A 19,002-nucleotide genomic window follows, 5' to 3' on the forward strand; every position below is an offset into this window, starting at 1 on the left:
CGCCGATGCCGCAGGGCCGCTCCGGTCCCGTCAACGCTCTCACAACGACTCCAGCGCCCTGGACATGCGTTCGAGCCCTCTCCGCAACAGCGGACGAGGGCAACCGACATTGAGGCGAATGAAGCCTTCACCGCCGGGTCCATAGACGCGCCCGTCGTACAAATTGACTCCGGCTCGGTCGACGAAAAACCGTTGAACGCCTCCGACCTTCCGATCGAGCCCGCGCGCATCCAGCCACACCAGGAAGGAAGCGTCCGGCCGCATCGGTGTGATGCCCGGCAGGCGATCCTCGGCGAACTTGAGGACGAAATCGACATTACCGCCGATGTAGCGCGTCAGCTGATCCAGCCACGGCGCGCCGGTGCTGTAGGCGACCTCTAGCGCCAGCCGTCCAAAGAAGTTGGCATTGACCATGAACGATGCCTGCATGGTGGCCAGAAGCGCCTCGCGCCGCTGCTTGTTGGCCACCGACACGGTTGCGGAGGGCACGCCGGCCAGATTGAAGGTCTTCGTTGGAGCCGTGCAGATGAATGACTTTTCCGCGGCATCCTCCGAGAGGGACGAGAAGACGATGTGCGGGCGATCCGACAATCTGATATCGCAATGGATGTCATCAGATATGACAAGGATGCCGTAGCGCTCGCAGATATCGTTCAGCGCCGTCAGTTCCTGGCGCGTCCACACCTTTCCAGCTGGATTGTGCGGATTACACAACAGGAAGGCCTTGGCGCCGGCTGCCAGTTTCGCGAAGTTCTCCAGGTCGAGTTCATATCGGTTATCCTGCAACCTTAGCCTGTTGACCAGCAGCTTCCTGCCGTTCCCCTGAATCACTTCGAAATAGGGCGAGTAAATGGGAGACTGCACAATCACCCCGTCCCCGGGCTTCGTGAAGGTCCGAAGCATCGCGGCTACCGACGGCATGATCGCAGGCGCCGGCAGCAGCGATTCCAGTGCCGGCGACCAGCCGTGCCGACGCGCGAACCATGATTGCACAATCTCGTAGTGACGGGGGTCGCGGCGGGTATAGCCATAGATTCCATGGTCCGCCGCTTCCCGCAGCCGCGCGATGACGGTTTCAGGCGCGCGAAAATCCATGTCCGCGGTCCACAGCGAAAGCAGATCTTCGCCCTCGACCCGAGGCGAGAATTCGTCCCACTGATTGGCCCATTTGACTGACCCAAACTGGTGGCGATCATAGATCCTGTCGAAGTCGATCATTCCAACATTTCTTTCCGCAACCGTCGGTTGCGATGCATCTGCACAAGCCATTGCTTGGTTTCCGGTGTGGTTTTCGCCGCTCGCGGCTGCTCGAACTTTTGGCGGGCTATTTGAGGATTTGCGCCACGTGCCTCGCTGCTGAAACTGCCTGTCGCATATTCCGCTTCCTAGCTCTTGTGGCCGCGCGCCAACGCGCGCTCCATCGAGTGCGAGTACCGGGACATTCCGAAGCAGAAGATCCAGTAGACCAGCCCGGCGAAGAGATAGCCGGTCGAAGAGATCGTCGGCCCAGCCCAATTCGGGTCGACTCGCGCCGTTTCGACGGCTCTCAGGAAGTCCGCAATGCCGACGATCGCTACTAGCGTCGTGTCCTTGAACAGCCCGATGAAGGTAGAGACGATGCCTGGGATAACGATAGTGAGCGCCTGCGGCAGGATGATCAGACGGATCATGGTGAAGTAGCTGACGCCGAGCGCCTTTGCCGCCTCATATTGCCCCTTGGGGATCGCTTGAAGGCCGGCGCGCACCACCTCGGCCATGTAGGCGGACGAGAACAGCGCTATCGCAATCAGCGGACGCAGCAGCCGATCGGGCGTCAGATAGTCGGGGACGAAGAGCGGCATCATGAAATTCGCCATGAACAGCACCGTGATGAACGGCACGCCCCTGACGACCTCGATGAAGATCACACACACTGCCCTGACGAAGGGAAGCTCCGATCGTCGGCCAAGCGCGAGAAGCACACCGAGCGGCAGCGAGAAGACGATGCCCACGATCGACATGAGCAGCGTGATAAGCAGACCTCCCCACAAGACGGTATCGATGACCGGCAGATCGAGCGACGCGACACCGCGCAACAACGCGAAGGCGACGACCGGGTAGGCAACAAAGAACAGCAACGCCGCCACGTTGCGCCGCGGCGCCCGTTTCCACAGCAGCCAGGCGATCAGCACGGCGCCGATCGCCAGCGTCAGGTCCACCCGCCAGCGCTCGGAAACCGGATATGCCCCGTAACGGAGATAGTCGAATTTCTCCACGATGAACGGCCAACACGCGCCCTCAGGGTTGGCGCGGCATTCTTCCTGTCCGCCGGCCCAGACTGCATCCAAGACTGCAAAACTCGCGAACTGATACAAAAGCCATGCGGCGAGAACTGTGAAGCAGATCGTCAGCACGCCGGAGAACGGCGTCGAGAACAGGTTCTTTCTGATCCAGGTCGCCGGGCTCGGCCGGATTCCACAAGGCGGCGCCATAGGCGGCAGAAGCGGAGCGCTAACGAGGTGCGGATGCAGGGACTGGCCGCTCATGCATCACCTCTCGACGATCGCGAAACGTTGATTGAACGCGTTCATGGTCATCGACATGACGAGGGAGATCGCGAGGTAGACCGACAGCGTAATCGCCATCACCTGGACGGCGGCGCCAGTCTGGTTGAGCACCGTTCCCGCGAAAATCTGAACGAGATCGGGGTAGCCGATAAACACGGCGAGTGAGGAATTCTTCGTGAGATTCAGGTACTGGCTGGTCAGGGGCGGTATGATGATGCGCAGTGCCTGCGGAACAATGACCAGGCGAAGCGTTTTGCCCGGCGCAAGCCCAAGCGCATGGGCGGCTTCGGTCTGGCCTTTCGGCACAGCCTGGATCCCGCTGCGGACAATTTCCGCGATAAAGGAAGCGGTGTAGACGGACAGACCGATCAGAAGAGCCGCGAACTCCGGATAAAGCTGGTGTCCACCCCGGTAATTGAACCCTTTCAACTCTGGCGTCACGAACGACACCGGCGAACCGACCAGGAGGAAGACGATCAGAGGCAGTCCGATCAAGGCAGCGAGGCTGACCCAAAGCACGGGCAGCTGCTTTCCGGTGCGGTTCTGTGCGCGCCTGGCATAGGACCAAAAAGCGACGCAGAAGATGCTGGCCGCCAGGAACGCGAGTCCCACGGTACCTGCTCCTGCGTAGAGCTGGATTTCCGGAATGATGAGACCGCGATTGTTCAGATAGATGCGGCCGGGGAGTTCGATCGACGCCCTCGGCGCAGGCAGCGCTTTCAGGACTGCATTGTACCAGAACAAAAGCTGCAGCAATAACGGGATGTTGCGTATGATCTCGACATACGAAGCCGCGACCTTTGAAACGATCCAGTTCGGTGACAGACGGGCAATGCCGACGACAAAGCCCAAGACTGTGGCCAACACGATCCCAAGCAAGCTCACATAGAGGGTGTTGACCACACCCACCCAGAACGCTTGGCCGTAGGTGGAGAGCGTGTCGTAGGGGATCAGCGTCTGATTGATGTCGAAGCCGGCGGCCTCGTTCCAGAAGCCGAAAGACAGCGGAATCCCGCGTGCCCTCATGTTCGACGCAGTCTGAACGGCAATGCCCACGGCCAATGCCAGCAGGCTGCCCGCTAGCAAAAGTTGATAGATGATGCCCCGGACCTTGGCGTCGTGCAGGGACAAGCTCCTGCGCGAGGGCGCGGCGAGCAGCACATCGGACATGACCCTGTTCCTGTGTTGGTGCAGAACTAATGCATGTCGCGCAAAAGTGCGCAGCGGTTTTGCGATAACGACATGCATAAACAAGAACTTAAAGCGTGTCGCATGACTCCATTCAACCCCGACGCGCTTTAAGACGCCGGCGCAATCGCCGGCGGCTTGTGACCGACCCGGCCTAGCGGATCGGCGGGGCGTACTGGAGACCGCCCTGATTCCAAAGCGCGTTCAGGCCGCGCTCCATCTTGAGCGGCGAGGCCTTGCCGATATTGCGATCGAACACTTCGCCATAGTTGCCAACCTGCTTGATAACGTCCACGGACCAGCTATCGCCAAGCCCGAGATCCTTTCCGAGGCTGCCCTCCGCTCCGAGCAGCCGGCGAATGTTCGGGTTGTCCGACGCCTTCATTTCATCGACATTCTCAGAGGTTACTCCCAATTCTTCGGCAGCGACCATGACAAGGAGCGCCCATTTGGCCACGTTGAGCCAATGATCATCGCCCTGCCGCACGGCAGGCCCAAGTGGCTCCTTGGAGATAAGTTCGGGAAGCACGACGCTGTCGTCGGCCTTCGCCATGCGCTGGCGCGACGCATTCAAGGTGGACGTGTCGGCCGAGAGGACGTCGCAGCGACCTTCGTCGTAGGCCTTTACCACGGCTTCTTCGTCGGCAAACCCGACGGTCGAGTATGTCATCGAATGCGAGCGGAAGTAATCGGCGAGATTCAACTCGGTCGTCGTGCCCTGAGTGACGCAGATGGACGCGCCATCCAGATCTTTGGCCGAACCGATGTTCTCCGCTTTGCGGACCATGAAGCCCTGGCCATCGTAGAAATACGTGCCCGCAAAAAGTATTCCGAGAGACGTGTCGCGGGATGACGTCCAGGTTGCGTTATGTGCGAGTATATCGATCTCGCCCGACTGAAGCGCGGTGAACCGGTCCTTCGGCGTAAGCGGAATGAACCTTACCTTCTGCGCATCGCCCAGAACCGCTGCTGCAACAGCGCGACAATAGTCGACCACGAACCCGGTCCATTTGCCCTCATTGTCTGGAAGGCTAAATCCGGCCGTCGCTGAGTTGGTTCCGCAGGTCAGAACTCCGTTCTTCTTGACATTTTCGATCGTCGCGGCGGACGCGTTGGATACAACGAGCCCTACCGCTGCTCCGACCAGACCCTTGAGAATTGCTTGCATCTTGGTTCCCCTTATTTTTTTGTGGAGCACCAAGGTTGCGCAGGCCTCATTATTGGTCAAATTCATTCTCGTCATGATGACTATGAGGCCTGCTCATACAATGGCTGCACTCGTAATGGTTTCAGCCGTGTGTCTCCTGTTTATTTCTTCTGTTCTCTCTCAGAAACAATTTCTCTCTTTTTAATCTGTGACTCAGAGTAGATGTTTGAGAGAACTTCTTTGAGCCAGATCGTCCCTGGGTCCGTGGCCATTTGCGGATGAAGGAGCAACCACGCGCTCACATTTGGGATCGGCAGGGGCGGCGAAAGGAGAGTCACTTCACTCGCTTTATCAAGGATTTGGAGGATTCCGTCACCACAATGAGCAACAAGTTCGGTGCCTCGCAAGACCCACGGAAGTGCCAGATAATTCGATATCGTCGCGACCACGTTCCGCCGCAAACCAAGCTCCTTGAGCGCGGCATCCGCAAGTCCGCTGGAAACACCATCGGCGGAAACCTGCAAGTGAGACGCTGACAGGTATGTCTCCAATGACATCGCCGAACTTGCGATTTGGCTGCCGCTCCAAACTGCGCAGAAGAGACGATCCTGGCCCAGTTCGATCTTCAAAAGGCTTGGGTCATCCTTGATCACTGCTCCAGTCAATGCACAGTCGATCTGTCGAAGATGAACCGAGGACGGGATATCGAGCCCGTTCGCTGGAATAATATTCAACGTGGCACCGGGCGCCTGCCTGGAAAACTCCCGCAGAAGACGTGGTATGATTATCATCGCATGGTAGTCGGTGAGGCCGACACGAAAGTTCCGCCGCGTGGTTGCGGGATCGAAAGTTTGATGGCGATCAATCGAGGCTCGAATCGTTGCCAATCCGGCCGAAATGTCTGGCAGAAGCTCGACCGCCCGCGGGGTCGGCCTCATAACTCCTCCATCGCGCGTGAACAGCTTGTCGCCGAAAAGGTGCCGCAGCCTGGATAAGGAATGGCTGATCGCAGATTGCGTTCTTCCCAATTCGCATGCCGTACGCGTGACGCTTCTTTCGCGCATCATGACGTCGAACACGCGCAGCAAATTCAGGTCGAGGTCATCGAAACTCATGAGCCGAACAGGCCTTGGTTTTTCATCATGAGGCGAGAACGTCCACGTGGCGTTCGAAAAGGAAATCCTCGTTCCGCTTCTGGCGCTGGTCCATCCGTTCAGCCACAACGTTTCCTGAGCCGCTCGAGATCGGGCACATCGACCTGGGTCACTGCGCTGATTGCAATGACTTTCTCCGCACGGAGCCTGGACAATTGACGCGAGACGGTCTCGATCGTCAGCCCGAGGAAATCGGCAACGTCACCGCGCGTGAGAGGCAGAATAAACTTGCGGCCCTTCTGTTCGCTGTCCGCTGAGGGATCGAGGTGCGTGGCGATGAGATAAAGGAAGCTGGCGACCTTCTCGGCAGCTGTCTTTCTCCCCAGTGTGACCATCCATTCGCGGGCTTCATCGAGTTCCCTGAGAGTCTGCTCCATTAACCGACGCTCCAGTTTGGGATTCGCCGCGATCAACCGTTCCAGACCGCTCTTCGACACGCGGCAGAGATCGACGTCGGACGCAGCTTGGGCAGTTACAGCACTGTCAGGCGTGAAAAGTCGCCCGAGGAAATCCGGGGCGAACTGCAGTCCGACGATCTGCTGGCGGCCGTCTTCCAGCACCTTGGTCAGCTTGACTACGCCCCGCATTACATTCGCATAGGACTCGACGGGCATGCCGTCAGCGGCGAGTTCCTCTCCGGCAGAATGCCGGGCCAGGCGAGTGTGGCGCGAAAGCGCAACAAGCTCGGCAGAATCGAGCACGCCGCACATTCCCTTGTGCCGAGCCTCGCAGCTCCGGCAAAGCACAGGAATATCGGAGTTGTGTATGTCCTTGCGGTTCGTGTCCATGGCGCTGTCGGGAATATCGGACACTCCGGCGCCGAATGCCAGCGTGGCGTACACAAGGTTCGCATATTGCCGCAGACGCAGCCGATCCAGAAACTCGTCCGCACGTTTGATCCATGTCAAGAGAGCTCCGGCCGTTGCCGGATAACGCTGGCGCAAGGAGCCCGCAATGGATCAAGCACCCATCGAACGGCATTCGACGCCCGTTGCGCGCTACACCAGCCGTCCGAGGCGCCTGGTTCTTCTGGGCAATTGACAGAGGGTTCGATCGAAGCGGAGATAGCGCTGCCAACGCAACCCCGACGTAACACGTACCTGATCCAGGAACTGAAAGGCCTGATCCAGGAACTGAAAGGAAAGAGTCGGGATTTGGGAGGATAGCATGGGCGAGGCTCTAGCCGGTCATCATGCCGATCGGATACAGGCCGCAATCATTTCAGATGCCGCGGCGAAGTCGGCGCTGGTCGCTTCATGGCGACGCTCATCCAATTTGCATAAGCTCGATCCAACCGATCCCAAACCGCCGCGATACCTGACCCAGGCCGAATTTATCGACGCCAGGCAACGGATCGAACCGCTGATCCGAGCTGCCCAATCAAGCCTCGACAGACTCTACCTGGCGGTGGGAGGTGTTGGATGCTGCGTGCTTCTCGCCGACCAAGAGGGCGTGCCGATCGAACGACGCGGTGCACCTGCGGATGACGAGACGTTTCACAACTGGGGGTTGTGGACAGGCTCGGTCTGGAACGAGGAGAGCGAGGGCACCAACGGCATCGGCACCTGTCTTGTCGAGCAGCGCGTGCTGACGATCCATCGCGACCAGCATTTTCACACGCGCAACACAGCGCTGAGCTGCATCACCGCGCCCATCTACGATCACGAGGGAGACCTCGTTGCCGCCCTCGACGTGTCTTCCTGCCGGGCAGATCTAACCGAAGCCTTCGCCAATCTTATTTCGGTGGCCGTAGTCGACGCCGCGCGACGCATCGAGGCGGAGAACTTCAAGATGGCATTCCCGAAGGCGCGCATTCTGCTCGCGCCAATAACCGACAAAGGTTCGGGCGGACTGATCGCGGTCGATGCGGACGACCTTGTGGTCGGCGCGACCCGCTTAGCGCGATTGGCGCTGGGGATCACGCAAAAGAGCCTTCGGAAGCCGCTCCCCGCGGCCGATCTGCTTGGCGGGGCGAGGAAGGTCACCGAAGTCCTCGCCGAGGCGGAGCGCGGGGCTCTGCAACGGGTGCTGGCCCGGACAGATGGAAATGTCTCGGCCGCGGCCGCGGCGCTTGGGATCAGCCGTGCGACGCTCCACCGGAAGCTCAACCGCCTCGATCTCCATAGATCGCACTGATCTTTCGAATCCCGGCACGACTGTCGCAGTTCTGCGACACCTCCTGCGGGTCCACTGTTCTCACCATCGTGACAGCGAGCGGGCAGATGCGGCAAGTCTTTCCACCGAAGCGCCGCATCCCGCGGCGTTGTTTCGGGAGGTATATCATGAACAAGGTTGAATTCTCACGCTCCGTCAAGGCGCCCTTCGACAGGCGTTACGGCAATTTCATTGGCGGCAAATGGACCGAGCCGCTGTCCGGCAAGTATTTCGAGAACTTCTCGCCGGTAAACGGTCAGCTTCTCTGCGAAGTCGCCCGTTCCGACTCCAAGGATATCGAGGCCGCGCTCGACGCGGCCCATGCTGCCAGGGACGCATGGGGCCGCACCAGCCCGGCCGAACGCGCTTTGATTCTCAATCGCATTGCTGATCGCATGGAGGAGAACCTCGATCTCCTCGCGCGCGCCGAGACCTGGGACAACGGCAAGCCGATCCGTGAGACGACCGCCGCCGATCTGCCGCTGGCCATCGATCACTTCCGCTACTTCGCCGGCGCGATCCGCGCCCAGGAGGGCAGCCTCTCCGAGATCGACTACGACACCGTTGCCTATCACTTCCACGAACCGTTGGGCGTCGTCGGCCAGATCATCCCGTGGAACTTCCCGCTGCTCATGGCGGTATGGAAACTGGCCCCCGCGATCGCGGCCGGCAACTGCGTGGTTCTGAAACCCGCAGAGCAGACCCCGGCGGCGATCATGCTCTGGGCGGACCTCATCGGCGACCTGCTGCCGCCGGGCGTGCTCAACATCGTCAACGGCTTCGGCCTCGAGGCAGGCAAGCCCCTCGCCTCCTCCAACCGGATCGCAAAGATCGCCTTCACCGGCGAGACGACCACTGGCCGGCTGATCATGCAGTACGCCAGCCAGAACCTTATCCCGGTAACGCTCGAACTCGGCGGCAAGTCGCCCAACATCTTCTTCCAGGACGTCACCGCCGAGGACGACGATTTCTTCGACAAGGCGATCGAGGGTTTCGTCATGTTCGCACTCAACCAGGGCGAGGTTTGTACCTGCCCGAGCCGGGCGCTGATCCATGAAAAGATCTACGACCGCTTCATGGAGCGGGCGCTGAAGCGCGTCGAGGCGATCGTCCAGGGCGACCCGCTGGATCCGGCGACGATGATCGGCGCGCAGGCCTCGTCCGAGCAGCTCGAGAAGATCCTGTCCTACATCGACATAGGCAAGCAGGAAGGCGCCGAAGTGCTCACTGGCGGCGCGCGCAACGAGCTGCCGGGCGATCTCGCCGGCGGCTATTACGTCAAGCCGACGGTGTTCAAGGGTCACAACAAGATGCGCATCTTCCAGGAGGAGATCTTCGGGCCGGTGGTTTCGGTGACAACCTTCAAGGACGACGACGAGGCCTTGTCGATCGCCAACGACACGCTCTACGGCCTCGGCGCCGGCATCTGGAGCCGCGACGCCAACCGGCTCTACCGCTTCGGCCGGGCGATCCAGGCGGGCCGCGTCTGGACCAACTGCTACCACGCCTACCCGGCGCACGCGGCGTTTGGCGGCTACAAGCAGTCCGGCATCGGCCGCGAGACCCACAAGATGATGCTCGACCACTACCAGCAGACCAAGAACATGCTGGTCAGCTACAGCCCCAAGAAGCTCGGCTTCTTCTGAGGACTGCCTCACGGGGCGCGGGACGTTCCCGCGCTTCGCTTTCCGGAGGGAGGATGGTATGCACGACAAGGTGAGCGCCACGCCGGCGGCGCTGGAGTTCCTGGCGGAGATCATCGCCGAGCATGGGCCGGTGCTGTTCCACCAGTCGGGCGGCTGCTGCGACGGTTCCTCGCCAATGTGCTACCCCCAGGGTGATTTCGCTCTGGGGGACAGCGACGTATTGCTCGGCGAGATCGGCGGCGCGCCGTTTTACATCGGCGCGGCGCAATACGACGCGTGGAAGCACACCAACCTCGTCATCGATGCTGTGCCCGGACGCGGTGGCATGTTCTCACTCGATAACGGCCGCGAGAGACGGTTCCTGACGCGGTCCACGGTGTGCCACATGGGGATCTGATTTCGAGTATCAGCGGACGTCTATCTGGCGCGCCCTCGCGCCCTCAAGCTGGTTCATGTCTGCGCCGTTGCTTCACGAAATCGACAAAAAAGCACGAAGCCCGGCCGGCGTCAGACGCCTCGATAGCGAGAAGCGTAATTCTTGAACCCTCGCCTGCCAAGGCAGCAACGCGATAAAACGGCTCGTCGAAAGCGGCTGTCCTCTGGCAGGCGGCCAAGCTCAACCGCTTGAGCACCTCCGGTTCTACTCGAGCGCACCACCGATATCGCCGCAGCCTGCCATCCCGCACTCGTCCGGCGTGCCGTGATGGAGGCGGTAGTCGCAACGCCTGTCGCGAAACGATCGTATGAACGCGTTGATCTTCCCGTCGATCCGGAGAACCCGATTTTGAGGGGCTCACGGCCAGCGTTGAACACGAGTATTGTTATTCGGGTCTGCTATACGCGCCGATATGCGACACCTACGCTTCTGCGCAGATTGGGCCGCTTTGATCTCGATCAAGCTGAAAAGAAGGCCCAAAGGTAGAGTTCAGGCCAAGGCCGCGTCCCGGCGTGTCTGTGGACTGGACGCGCCAAGCGCGAGCGTTCCTTGGGCGGAACAGGCAACAGAGGACAAGAAGGCAATGTACAAGCACATCCTGATTTCGACGGACGGCTCCGACGTCGCGCAGAGGGGCGTCGACCATGGGCTTTCGCTTGCCAAGAGCCTCGACGCGAAGGTGACCGTCATCACGGTCACCGAGCCTTTCCCCTTCCATGCGAGCGCGGCCGGCGGCGGCTGGGTCCCGCTTCCCGGGGATATCTCGGGGTATGAAGAGGGGCAGAAGAAGGCTGCGGAGAAACTCCTGGCGACGGTGCGGGAATCGGCCGCCAGGATCGGCGTCAGCGCGGACGTGCTGCACGTGCCCGACGCGAGACCAGCGGAAGCCATCGTCGAGGCGGCGAAGGCCCAAGAATGCAGCCTGATCGTCATGGCCTCGCACGGCCGGCGCGGCCTCGGGCGCCTGCTGCTGGGCAGCCAGACCTCGGAAGTGCTGGCCCATAGCCCCGTTCCAGTGCTCGTCGTACGCTGAGCGGGATGGAGGAAATTCCTGTCCTGAAGGACTACATCGAATGAAGCTTCGCGCTCTTGTGCCCCTACTCACCTATCCGGAACCCCACACGACGGCAGTCGTAGCCAATGCTGCGGCGGTGACGGATCTGCTTGGCGCGGACCTCCACGCGCTGGTGCTAGAAGCTGACATTCCAGAGGTTTCGAACGCGTTCTCCCGCATGCTCATGAATCTGCCGGAAATGATCCGCAACGCCGAGAAACTCAGCGCGAGCAACGGCGCGGAACTGCTGGCCGCGGCCAGGGTTGAGGCGGAAGCCAGAAGCCTGAATCTGACGACTTCCGTGGAGAGGACGCAGGTCGCGCTGCTTGGCGAGGCGGCCGCTCGCCATGCCCGCTATTTCGACATGGCGCTTGTCGGGTGGAACTCCGACAACCCCGGTATCCGCGCTTTGGCGGAGGCCGTTGTCTTCAGCTCCGGCCGCCCGACGATCCTTCTGCCCGATCAGGCGCTGCCCGCCAGTTTTAGCCGGGTGTCGATCGCATGGGATGGCACGCGCGTCGCAGCCCGCGCCGTGTCAGACGCCAAGTTTGTTCTGGAGCGCGCCGTGGAGATCAAGGTTGTCACCGTCACAGACGAAAAGTCAATAGACGAGGCAGATGCGGGGGAGCGGCTCGCGGGAAGTCTGCGCGAAGCCGGGCTGAAAGCCACCTTCTCGGCAGTGCGCGCGGAGGACTGCCCGATTGCAGAAACCCTGCAGCGCCACGCTGCCGGCCTAGGTTCGGATCTGCTGGTGATGGGAGGCTACGGTCACTCACGGCTCAGGGATTTCGTTCTCGGCGGCGCGACCGAAGGCGTCTTGGCGGACCTGAGGATGCCAGTGCTGCTTTCGCATTGACCGCCCTGCTGATGATGGATGCTTACCTTGCCTCATGCGCGGTGGCCGATTCTCTCGTTGAGAGGAGTGCTCCTCGGCGTGGCGCTCAGCGGACTCATGGTCGGCATTACTGGATGGGCGTCCGGCGCAGGCTGGCATCCCTGGCCGTGGGCCGTCGCGACCGCGTTGGTGCTGGCGGCCCTCGCCGTCGAGATCGTCCGCAGTCTGTCGCGCGGCGAAGTCGGGCTTGACCTGGTCGCCGCGCTATCGATGTCGGCCGCGCTCGCGTTCGGCGAGATGCTAGCGGGCAACGTCGTCGCGCTGATGTACGCGGGTGGCCAGTTTCTCGAAGGCTATGCGGCCGGCCGCGCACGCAGGGAGATGACCGCCCTACTCGGTCGCGTGGCCCACAGCGCCATGCGGTACGGCAATGACGGGCTCGACGAAGTCCTCATCCAGGCTATCGTTCCAGGCGACCGGCTCCTCGTTCGCCGCGGCGAAGTGATCCCCGTCGACGGCAGCCTTGCGTCACCTTCTGCCGTCCTGGACGAGTCCGCCTTGACCGGAGAGAGCCTGCCACGCACGAAGTTGCTGGGTGACGAAGTCCTGAGCGGAGCAACCAATGCTGGCGATGCCTTCGATCTCCTTGCGGACAGACCCGCGGCCGAAAGCACCTACGCCAACATCGTCCGGCTTGTAACCAAGGCCCAGGAAGGCAAGCCTCCCAGCGTGCGTGCGGCGGATCGCTACGCGGTCTGGTTCCTGCTGCTGACGGTCTTGGCGGCAGGAACTGCCTGGGCCATCTCCGGCGACCCTGTCAGAGTGCTGGCTGTGTTGGTGGTCGCAACGCCGTGCCCGCTCATCCTCGCCCTGCCCGTCGCCATCATCTCGGGCATGTCGCGCGCCGCCAAGCTCGGCGTTCTCGTCAAGGACGGCGGGGCTCTCGAGACCCTTGCGAAGGTCAAGACGGTTATCCTCGACAAAACCGGAACCCTGACGTTCGGCCAAGCCGAGGTGGTCGACGTACGCACCGTCGGGACCTGGTTACCTGACGAGGTCCTGCGGCTCGCCGCCTCGCTCGACCAGGCGTCCGGCCACGTCACGGCAGCGGCGCTGGTGGCGGACGCACGCCGGAAGGGGCTCCCGCTCTCTGCGCCGACGGACGTCAGCGAGGTCGCCGGAACCGGAATCAAAGGGATTGTCGAAAGACGCAGGCTGGTTATCGGCGGCAGCCGCTTCGTCAGGAACGCGATCACGCAGGGCGATCCCCATGGGTTGCGGGAAGGTCTTCCCTGGGGAAGCGCCGTGGTGGCCGTCGGCGTAGACGGCGTCCTGGCCGGGATCATCGCCATGGCTGACGCGATCAGGCCGGAGGCGCCCGCCATGCTCCGGGCGCTGGAGAAGGCTGGGATCGACCGCGTCGTGATCGCCTCCGGCGATCGCCAGGATGTGGTCGACGCCGTGGCTGCCCGGCTCGGGATAGCCAGGGCGGATGGCGAACTGGATCCGGCGCAGAAGGTCGAAGTCGTGACCAGGGAACGCATGCGCGCTCCCGTGCTCATGGCTGGAGACGGCGTGAATGACGCTCCCGCGTTGGCGAGCGCCGACGTGGGCGTGGCGTTGGGCGCGCGCGGCTCCGCCGCCTCGTCGGAAAGCGCCGGAGTCGTCATTCTCGTCGACCGCCTCGACAGCCTGGCGTCCGCGGTAGAGGTCGCGCATCGGACCCGCCAAATCGCAACGCAAAGCGTGGTCGCCGGCCTCGGCCTCTCAGTCGTCGGGATGGCTGTGGCTGCGCTCGGCTATCTCCCGCCTGTGGCTGGCGCACTCGTGCAGGAGGGCATAGACGTAGCGGTGATCCTCAACGCCCTGCGTGCCCTCCGGTGATGTTCCGGACTCCTGAGCCACTCGGCCCCAGATTTCCCGCGTTCAGGCGTTTCAGTGCCCCGCGTGTTCGCCGTGAAGCAGTTCCAGACCGGGCGCCGGTCGCTCCAGGTCATGAGCTGTCTGGCCCTCGGCCGCAGCCTGGGTCCATTCTGCCCTGTCCGTGCCGCAGACCTGGATCACCGGGAAATAGATCGTTTCGCCCGCCGGGAGGCTTGCGTCGAGAGTCGCCCTGAAGACGAACTCATCATCGTACTCGTCGTCCGCCACGCTTCCGCCGCTCCAGGATAGCTCGGTAACGCCTTCGGCCACCTTCTTGCCGTGCAGATCGTACTCTGCCTTGTACCCCGTCACCGTCTTTTCGATCGTCCATCCGGCCTTGGGCATCGGCTTGACCGCGATAACGCCTTCCGGGATCCGGACCCGGACCTCGTCCGTGGCCTTGCCGTCGCAACCGTGCGGAATCCTTAGAACCGCCTTGTAGGTCGTGCCGACGGCAGCCTGGGCGTTTTCGAACGAAACATGCGCATGGGCCGGTCCGGCCACGATCGCAGCGACCGCCGCAACTATAAGAGGCCTGTACATCTGACTGTCTCCTTTCTTCTCCAGGTCGAATGACCTCTCCAGGTCGAATGACACTCGAGTTGCGCGACGGGTTGTTCCGCACGCTTATGGAGCCACTGCATAGCCGCGTTGGCCGTCAGCTATTTGCGCTGCAGCAAACTCCGCAGATACGCCTTCAGGTCGCTCCCCCGAAAATCCATCGGGAGTTTGTTCCAGGACAAACTCCTCTGTCATGGCGGGCGTAGAAGTCGCTCATCGACAACGATGGATCACAAGGAGAACCGAAATGTTCACGCGTCGCCAGGCACTGATGGGAGCAGCGGCCGCCGCCATGCTGGCCGCGACGCCTTCGATGACCGCTTTCGCGAATGAGACCGAGATCGCCGCGCTGCCGCGCGAGCAGGTCACGCTCGTCGCACCGCCCTTCGTGCATGCGCACGAACAGGTGGCCAAGAGCGGTCCGAAGGTGGTCGAGTTCACGATGACCATCGAGGAAAAGCCCGTCACTATCGATGACGAAGGCACCGTGCTGCAGGGCATGACCTTCAACGGCTCGATCCCCGGCCCGATGATGGTCGTCCATGAAGGCGATTACGTCGAGTTGAACCTGCGCCCGGCGAGGCGCGCTCCGATCTTTGGCAGTTGGTCGAATTCTCGAAACGTTTTACCACCGAAGACGTCTGGCCGGCCGACCTCCTGAATGCCAATCCTGACTATAAGGGCAAGACGCTGTTCGACGTGCTGTTCAGGAACGGCATGGTCGACCGCTTCCCATTAGGAGAACTCGACGCCGAGTATGAAAACAGGGAATCGCGCGAATTCGGCTTCTACCTGCAGAAGGGCTTGTTCGAGGAGTATGCCGAATTCGGCCGCGGTCATGGCCACGATCTCGCGCCTTACGACGTCTATCACGAGGTGCGTGGCCTGCGCTGGCCCGTCGTCGACGGCAAGGAGACGAAGTGGCGCTATCGCGAAGGCCTCGACCCCTATGTGAAGCCGGGCGAAGGCGTAAAATTCTATGGCAGACCAGACGGCAAGGCAGTGATCCTCGCTGTGCCTTACGAGCCTCCGGCGGAATCCCCTGACGAGGAATACGACGTCTGGCTGGTAACTGGACGCGTCCTCGAGCATTGGCATTCGGGATCGATGACGATGCGGGTGCCGGAGCTCTACAGGGCGTTTCCCGGCGCGGTCTGCTTCATGAACGCCGACGACGCGCGACGGCGCGGCATCAACCAGGGAGCCGAGGTCCGGGTCGTTTCACGGCGTGGCGAGATCAGGCTCAGGGTCGAAACCCGGGGGCGTAACCGCATGCCGCGCGGCGTGGTGTTCGTGCCCTGGTTCGACGCCAGCAAGCTCATCAACAAGGTGACGCTCGACGCCACTGATCCCATCTCCAAACAGACGGATTTCAAGAAATGCGCGGTCAAGGTCATGCCCGTCTGACGCGCCGCGCGCGCGTCGCACTTGTCGCCGCAGGCCTGCTCGCCGTCGGCACTGCGGCGTTGGCGCAAATGTCGGCCGAGATCGTCCCGCCGCTTACCGGGGCAGCGCAGCCCATGGACGAACTTCCGGCTGATCCGGCGCCCAAGTGGACAGTCGACGATATCAGAAAGATGCGCGCTTATCCCGACCAGCCGCCCGTCATCCCGCACTCGATCGAGGGCTACCAGCTTTCGGTCAACACGAACCGCTGCCTGTCGTGCCACAAGCGCGAGTTCACGCAAGGGTCGGGCGCACCGATGATCAGCGTCACGCATTACATCACCCGCGAGGGCCAGATGTTGGCCGACGTCTCACCCCGACGCTATTTCTGCACCGCCTGTCATGTGCCGCAGGCCAACACCGCACCGCTCGTCGGCAACACGTTCACCGACATGAGCAAGCTGGGCGTCGGCCACGCGGGAGATGAGTAGCATGTGGTCACGGCTAAAGGCCGCCGCCTTATGGGCCTGGCGCATATTGGCGACGCCCGCCGCGACGCTCAGCCTGGGCTTCCTGACGCTCGGCGGCTTTGTCGGCGGTGTGATGTTCTGGGGTGCGTTCAACACCGCCCTGGAACTGACCAACACCGAGCAGTTTTGCATCTCCTGCCATGAGATGGAGACGAACGTTTACGAGGAGCTCACGCGCACCGTCCACTTCTCGAACCGTTCAGGAGTGAGGGCCTCGTGCCCGGACTGTCACGTCCCGCACGAATGGACCGACAAGATCGCCAGGAAAATGCAGGCTTCCAAAGAGGTCTGGGGCAAGATCTTCGGCACCATCAACACCCGCAGGAAGTTCCTCGAATACAGGCGTGAACTGGCTGAGCACGAATGGGCCCGACTGAAAGCGAACGACAGTCTCGAATGCCGCAACTGTCATTCCTCGGTGGCGATGGACTTGTCCAAGCAAACCGAACGCGCGGCAACGATCCACACACGCTACCTCCTGTCTGGCGAGGCTACCTGCATCGACTGCCACAAAGGCATAGCCCACGAGCTGCCGAACATGGAAGGCGTCGATCCCGGCTGGAAAGTTCCCCCCGAATTTGAGGGAGAGGAACTACCGGCGGCTTCTGTATTCGATCGCCTGGAAAGGACTGCGCGGTCCCCGCACGGAATGATGTGGAGCTTGGACGACGGCGCGCCTTCCAGATGATCGGGTGGCGGTACACCGCTCCATCCGGGGCTAGAACTCTGTGGGTGTCACGTGCGCCTCGCCCGAACGCTCAGCCACCGATCATTGGGCTTTCCGATGCACCGACGTACCTCGCTGACGATCCAGCCGGCGTCTGTGAGTGCGGACCGCAGGGCAGACTCGCGCCAGTACGTCTCGACGTAGCGCCGAGGCGCTGCAGCGCTGCCGTGTGTGGACACATTCTCGCCATCGCCCTCTCTAACCGAGGCGTGCAGTTGGCCACCGGGCCGGGTCGCCTCGGCAAGCCGTGCAAGCAGCGTGCCGAAATCCTCGCGCGCGACGTGAATCAGGCAGGCACAGGCCCAGATCCCGTCATACGGCGTGCCGGGACGCTGCGGGTCGGCCAGGTCTTCGGTCAGCGGGTCCAACAGGTCGGCCTCGAAGCCACTCTCGCGAAGCAGTTCGACGAAGCCCTTCGAAATGTCGGTGCGCCGGACGCTGATCCCCCGCTTCTCAAGCTCAAGTGCATCTCGCCCGCCACCGCTTCCGATCTCCAGCACCCTGCCAGAGCCACCCAGCTCGGTCACGAACGCATCGATCTCTGTCGCGACCCATTCTGGCATCGCCGCGGCCTCGGCAGCGTACTCCGCCGCGACCGTATCATAGGCCCGCACGGTATCCCGGTCGGTGCTCATCCTGGCGCTCCTCCTTCAAGACAAGAGGACCGATGGCGAGAGGGCCATCAGCCCGTTGCGCCCCTTAGACTTTCGGAGTTGGTGACGTCGCGGGCGATTTGCTTCCCAGCCATAACAGAAATTCGATCTGAGACACTACCGGGCAGCCACGCTGATTGACACTTCGAAGCGACGTTTGGTCGGGAGTTGTCAACGAGGGACATTGATCTGAGACAACGACGATTGTGTGCGACGCGCGCATTGTGAGACTTCGATGAGGAGTTCCGCCATGATAATTCGACAACTATCCCTCGCCCAATGCACCGCCCTGATTTCTGAGAACCGGCTCGCGCGGCTCGCCTGCTCGTCCGGTAACCAGCCCTACCTTGTACCAATCTACTACGCCTACGACGATAGATGCACCTATTCCTTCACTATGCCGGGCCGAAAGCTGGACACCATGCGGGGCAACCCTCAAGTGGCGCTTCTGGTCGAAGAAAAAGGTGAGGCCCGTTCTTGGAAGAGCGTCGTCGCCGAAGGCCGCTTCGAGGAGTTGCCCGACCGCATTGACATCAAACGAGAGCGCGACCGGGCCTGGTCTCTGCTTAGCCAGCACGCCAACTGGTGGGAACCCGGCGCGCTGAAGCCCGTCGTTGCACCGCTCGTCGACCATGCTTCGCACGTCTTCTTTCGAATCCATGTCGAGCGGATGTCCGGGCGGGAGGCCCATGAGAAATGAGGCAAAGCGGCGGATGCGCGTCGACGTCGAGCGTCCAAGCAGCTACTCGACCAGCAGGGCGAACGCTTTCCTGACGGCCGCCAGTGCATTTGGCGCCAGACGCACTGTCAGATCAAGACAAGCAGCGTCATCCGGCGCGGCAGCTGCCACGAAACCAAAACGGGAAGCGTTCAACTCAATAGCAGTCCGTCACGGCCCCCGCGTGAACGGTTCTCTCTGGATCACGTGCGGCGGTGGTGGCGCTTGTAACCTGCGCTGGGAAGGTGGCCCAACGTCCTGGATGTGAAGCTTCGCGGATGGTCACCTTCGCAAGGGATCAGCAACGAGGCTTGGCGCGGCCTCCGGCTCCCAGTCAGTTTTCC

The 19,002-nt window shown here is 61.8% G+C and carries 17 protein-coding genes and 2 pseudogenes; 11 read left to right on the forward strand and 8 right to left on the reverse strand.

What is annotated here, in order from left to right; all coding sequences use genetic code 11:
- Window positions 1–39 precede the first annotated feature (39 nt).
- From AC0L3O_RS22655 to AC0L3O_RS22680, 6 genes are all read right to left on the reverse strand, one after another.
- Entirely contained in the window at window positions 40–1,269 is a 1,230-nt protein-coding gene (locus tag AC0L3O_RS22655; RefSeq protein ID WP_473616721.1) for a MalY/PatB family protein, read from the reverse strand.
- 116 nt (window positions 1,270–1,385) lie between these two features.
- On the reverse strand, window positions 1,386–2,525 hold the full coding sequence (locus AC0L3O_RS22660) for an amino acid ABC transporter permease (protein ID WP_287260364.1): 1,140 nt from the start codon (window positions 2,523–2,525) through the stop codon (window positions 1,386–1,388).
- 3 nt (window positions 2,526–2,528) lie between these two features.
- Window positions 2,529–3,716: an amino acid ABC transporter permease gene (locus AC0L3O_RS22665; protein WP_287239523.1), complete on the reverse strand. Its 1,188-nt coding sequence runs from the start codon at window positions 3,714–3,716 to the stop codon at window positions 2,529–2,531.
- Window positions 3,717–3,888: 172 nt separating this feature from the next.
- On the reverse strand, window positions 3,889–4,902 hold the full coding sequence (locus tag AC0L3O_RS22670; protein WP_287239525.1) for an amino acid ABC transporter substrate-binding protein: 1,014 nt from the start codon (window positions 4,900–4,902) through the stop codon (window positions 3,889–3,891).
- Between the two features lie 140 nt (window positions 4,903–5,042).
- On the reverse strand, window positions 5,043–5,996 hold the full coding sequence (locus AC0L3O_RS22675) for a LysR family transcriptional regulator (RefSeq protein WP_287122213.1): 954 nt from the start codon (window positions 5,994–5,996) through the stop codon (window positions 5,043–5,045).
- A 98-nt stretch (window positions 5,997–6,094) separates the two neighbouring features.
- The gene (locus AC0L3O_RS22680; RefSeq protein ID WP_473616655.1) at window positions 6,095–6,943 is read right to left on the reverse strand and encodes a Crp/Fnr family transcriptional regulator; all 849 of its coding nucleotides are present in this window, start codon (window positions 6,941–6,943) and stop codon (window positions 6,095–6,097) included.
- A 259-nt stretch (window positions 6,944–7,202) separates the two neighbouring features.
- On the opposite strand from AC0L3O_RS22680, the gene AC0L3O_RS22685 reads away from it, so the two are divergent.
- From AC0L3O_RS22685 to AC0L3O_RS22710, 6 genes are all read left to right on the forward strand, one after another.
- Window positions 7,203–8,171, forward strand: a complete 969-nt coding sequence (locus AC0L3O_RS22685; RefSeq protein ID WP_128244984.1) for a GAF domain-containing protein — start codon at window positions 7,203–7,205, stop codon at window positions 8,169–8,171.
- A 146-nt stretch (window positions 8,172–8,317) separates the two neighbouring features.
- Entirely contained in the window at window positions 8,318–9,835 is a 1,518-nt protein-coding gene (adh, locus tag AC0L3O_RS22690; protein WP_473616657.1) for an aldehyde dehydrogenase, read from the forward strand.
- A gap of 58 nt (window positions 9,836–9,893) precedes the next feature.
- Window positions 9,894–10,232 (forward strand): DUF779 domain-containing protein, encoded by a 339-nt coding sequence (locus AC0L3O_RS22695; protein WP_023798470.1) that lies wholly within the window; start codon window positions 9,894–9,896, stop codon window positions 10,230–10,232.
- Window positions 10,233–10,854: 622 nt separating this feature from the next.
- Window positions 10,855–11,304: a universal stress protein gene (locus AC0L3O_RS22700; RefSeq protein ID WP_128168241.1), complete on the forward strand. Its 450-nt coding sequence runs from the start codon at window positions 10,855–10,857 to the stop codon at window positions 11,302–11,304.
- Window positions 11,305–11,422: 118 nt separating this feature from the next.
- Window positions 11,423–12,181, forward strand: a complete 759-nt coding sequence (locus AC0L3O_RS22705) for a universal stress protein (RefSeq protein WP_473616658.1) — start codon at window positions 11,423–11,425, stop codon at window positions 12,179–12,181.
- Window positions 12,182–12,259: 78 nt separating this feature from the next.
- The gene (locus AC0L3O_RS22710; RefSeq protein ID WP_473616660.1) at window positions 12,260–14,044 is read left to right on the forward strand and encodes a heavy metal translocating P-type ATPase; all 1,785 of its coding nucleotides are present in this window, start codon (window positions 12,260–12,262) and stop codon (window positions 14,042–14,044) included.
- A gap of 51 nt (window positions 14,045–14,095) precedes the next feature.
- Here AC0L3O_RS22710 and AC0L3O_RS22715 read toward each other — a convergent pair whose 3' ends face one another.
- Window positions 14,096–14,626, reverse strand: coding sequence for a YcnI family protein (locus AC0L3O_RS22715; RefSeq protein ID WP_287239535.1), 531 nt, complete (start codon window positions 14,624–14,626; stop codon window positions 14,096–14,098).
- Between the two features lie 265 nt (window positions 14,627–14,891).
- Here AC0L3O_RS22715 and AC0L3O_RS22720 point away from each other — a divergent pair.
- The 4 genes and pseudogenes from AC0L3O_RS22720 to AC0L3O_RS22735 all read left to right on the forward strand — a co-directional run.
- Window positions 14,892–15,215: pseudogene (locus AC0L3O_RS22720) on the forward strand (copper-containing nitrite reductase); the annotation flags it as partial.
- Window positions 15,215–16,051: pseudogene (locus AC0L3O_RS22725) on the forward strand (molybdopterin dinucleotide binding domain-containing protein); the annotation flags it as partial. The pseudogenes AC0L3O_RS22720 and AC0L3O_RS22725, both read left to right, overlap by 1 nt.
- Window positions 16,024–16,521: a nitrate reductase cytochrome c-type subunit gene (locus tag AC0L3O_RS22730; protein WP_287239543.1), complete on the forward strand. Its 498-nt coding sequence runs from the start codon at window positions 16,024–16,026 to the stop codon at window positions 16,519–16,521. The pseudogene AC0L3O_RS22725 and the gene AC0L3O_RS22730, both read left to right, overlap by 28 nt.
- A 1-nt stretch (window position 16,522) precedes the next feature.
- Window positions 16,523–17,248 (forward strand): NapC/NirT family cytochrome c, encoded by a 726-nt coding sequence (locus AC0L3O_RS22735; protein WP_023798483.1) that lies wholly within the window; start codon window positions 16,523–16,525, stop codon window positions 17,246–17,248.
- Between the two features lie 47 nt (window positions 17,249–17,295).
- On the opposite strand, the gene AC0L3O_RS22740 is transcribed toward AC0L3O_RS22735, so the two are convergent.
- The gene (locus AC0L3O_RS22740) at window positions 17,296–17,922 is read right to left on the reverse strand and encodes a class I SAM-dependent methyltransferase (RefSeq protein ID WP_128168230.1); all 627 of its coding nucleotides are present in this window, start codon (window positions 17,920–17,922) and stop codon (window positions 17,296–17,298) included.
- Window positions 17,923–18,190: 268 nt separating this feature from the next.
- Between AC0L3O_RS22740 and AC0L3O_RS22745 the strand changes: the two genes are divergently transcribed.
- Complete coding sequence (locus AC0L3O_RS22745; RefSeq protein ID WP_023798485.1) at window positions 18,191–18,640, forward strand: pyridoxamine 5'-phosphate oxidase family protein; 450 nt, start codon at window positions 18,191–18,193, stop codon at window positions 18,638–18,640.
- The last annotated feature ends 362 nt before the right edge of the window (window positions 18,641–19,002 follow it).

The organism is Mesorhizobium sp. WSM4810 (assembly GCF_055811235.1).